Origin of the sequence: Streptomyces sp. NPDC058231 (assembly GCF_042882275.1) — a bacterium.
GTDB lineage: Bacteria > Actinomycetota > Actinomycetes > Streptomycetales > Streptomycetaceae > Streptomyces.
Genome location: NZ_JBHVWN010000148.1, coordinates 1 through 1,892 on the forward strand (window position 1 = coordinate 1; position 1,892 = coordinate 1,892).

At 67.4% G+C, this 1,892-nt stretch carries 3 protein-coding genes; 2 read left to right on the forward strand and 1 reads right to left on the reverse strand.

What is annotated here, in order from left to right; genetic code table 11:
• Positions 1-131 precede the first annotated feature (131 nt).
• Positions 132-695 (forward strand): hypothetical protein, encoded by a 564-nt coding sequence (locus ACFVXE_RS38760; protein ID WP_389678466.1) that lies wholly within the window; start codon positions 132-134, stop codon positions 693-695.
• A gap of 88 nt (positions 696-783) precedes the next feature.
• Here the strand turns inward: ACFVXE_RS38760 and ACFVXE_RS38765 are convergent, their stop codons facing one another.
• The gene (locus ACFVXE_RS38765; RefSeq protein WP_389678467.1) at positions 784-1,227 is read right to left on the reverse strand and encodes a hypothetical protein; all 444 of its coding nucleotides are present in this window, start codon (positions 1,225-1,227) and stop codon (positions 784-786) included.
• Positions 1,228-1,584: 357 nt separating this feature from the next.
• Between ACFVXE_RS38765 and ACFVXE_RS38770 the strand changes: the two genes are divergently transcribed.
• Positions 1,585-1,824, forward strand: coding sequence for a Smr/MutS family protein (locus ACFVXE_RS38770; protein WP_355776618.1), 240 nt, complete (start codon positions 1,585-1,587; stop codon positions 1,822-1,824).
• The last annotated feature ends 68 nt before the right edge of the window (positions 1,825-1,892 follow it).

The window sequence follows — 1,892 nt, forward strand, 5'->3', positions numbered from 1 at the left end:
CAGTGGGATTCTGCCGTACGCCCCGCACACTCGCTCAGAACGTCCCGAGGCCTTCACCCGGGGGCGTGCCTCCTTGCCGCGCTGACCACCCGCCCGCGGGCACCGGCTGGGGCGCCAGTAGCGTCCGTTCCGTGATCCCCCTCGATGCCCTCGTACGCCTCTGTCCGCCGCCTGTCGAACCGCGGCCCGCAGTGGACTGGGCACAGGCCGAGCGCGCCATGGGTACGGGCCTGCCCGCCGACTACAAGCAGCTCGTCGAGACATACGGCGACGGCATCTTCGACGACACGATCTGGCTGCTCGTCCCCGACTCCGCCTACAGCGACTGCGACCTGCGCGCGCAGACGATGGAACGGGACGAGGTGTTGGCCGACCTGTGGGAGTTCGAGGAGAAGCCTGCCGGCCTGCTGGAGGCGGGGGCGCGGGTCCTCCCGTGGGCGTTCGAGGAAGGCACGGGGGCCTTCCTGTACTGGCTGGTTCGGCCCGGCCAGCCGCCCGACGAGTGGACCGTTCTCTACAACGAGGGCCGCGGACCCCTGTGGGAGCACCACGACATGGGGTGCTTGGCCTTGTTGCTGGCGGTGCTCTCAGGAACGGCGGAGACGGAGTACTTCGGGTATCTCTACGACGTGCTGAAGCCGGCGGAGCACCACTTCGCGACGGCCGACCAGGTCCTCGGAACGTCCCGCCGCTGACGCCGTCCGAGCGCCGTACCTGGCCCGGCTGACCAAGCACGTGCTCAGGTCTCGCAGGCTCATGTACTTCTGGAGTCGCGGCTGCCGGTCAATGGGGCCTGCTCGTCCGCTGCTCAACATGCCGGGCGGAGTGGTCCGTCACAGGACTTCCCTGAAGATTCGCATCCCCGCATGGCCAGGGGCCCTCATTCAGGGGGCCCACCGGGCTGTGGAAAGCGAGCACCTCCCTGTCCAAGGACACGACGACGCGGCCGTCATCCAACAGCAGCGTGCGGCCCATCACGTTCCGGTCGTCGCCCATCGCGAACAACTCGTGCGAAGCCAGGTCCGCGTCGACGGCCAGGAGTTTGCCGTCGCGCCAGAACACCGCGGTGCCCTCGCGGTCCATCGCGGGGCACGACGTGTAGTACCCCGTCAGTGAAGGTCCGTCCACGAGCGTGTTGTTCTGGGCAAGTCGCCGGAACCGCGACGTCGACGGCAGCCTATTTTCCAGTTCAGGTCCGCAGATGGTGCCCTGTTCGTTGACGAGCATCGCTCCATGACTGGCCCACCGGGCGGTTTCACCGCCATCCCGGCCATAGCGGCCGGTTGTGAATGCCCCATATCCCTGGGAACCGATCGAGAACCGCCTGGACCCGCTATCGCCTTCCGGCCTGTGGGAGCAGGGGAGGCGATCGCTGCTGGACCCGAAGAGGGTGCCGCGCGGCATCGTCCAGGCCATCGGCCGGGCACCCCGGCAGAAGCCAGGGCAAGGGCCCACCCACGGGCAGGGGCCGGTGGTGTATCGGAACCGGGGGCCGGCGCCCGGACGACGCCGCGTAGCCTTGGCCGACAAGCTGCGGCCTTTCGCGTGGCCGGAACACGAGCAGGAGGCTGCGCGTTGCTCACCGTGGATCTGCACCCGATCTTCCGTAACAACCGGGACATCGAACTGGCCCTGCGTCAGGCCATGTTCAAGGCGGCGCGCAGCGGCGAGACCACCATGGAGATCATTCCGGGCAAGGGCTCGGGAAAGCTGAAAAAGCGCGTGCTCGCGTTCCTCAACCAGCCACACATCAAGAAGCTTTACGAACGTTTCGAGACAGACCCGACCAACGACGGCAGAGTCATCGTCCACCTCAAGTCGTAAGACCGGGCTGCCTTGGCCGAGGCGTTGTTCCACGTTGCCCTCTGAACCCGGCAGCTGTTGTCCACGTG

What these genes read in the sequence shown, in the direction of transcription:
- ACFVXE_RS38765 (WP_389678467.1), bottom strand. Translation starts at nt 1,227, where the DNA reads ATGCTCGTCAACGAACAGGGCACCATCTGCGGACCTGAACTGGAAAAT.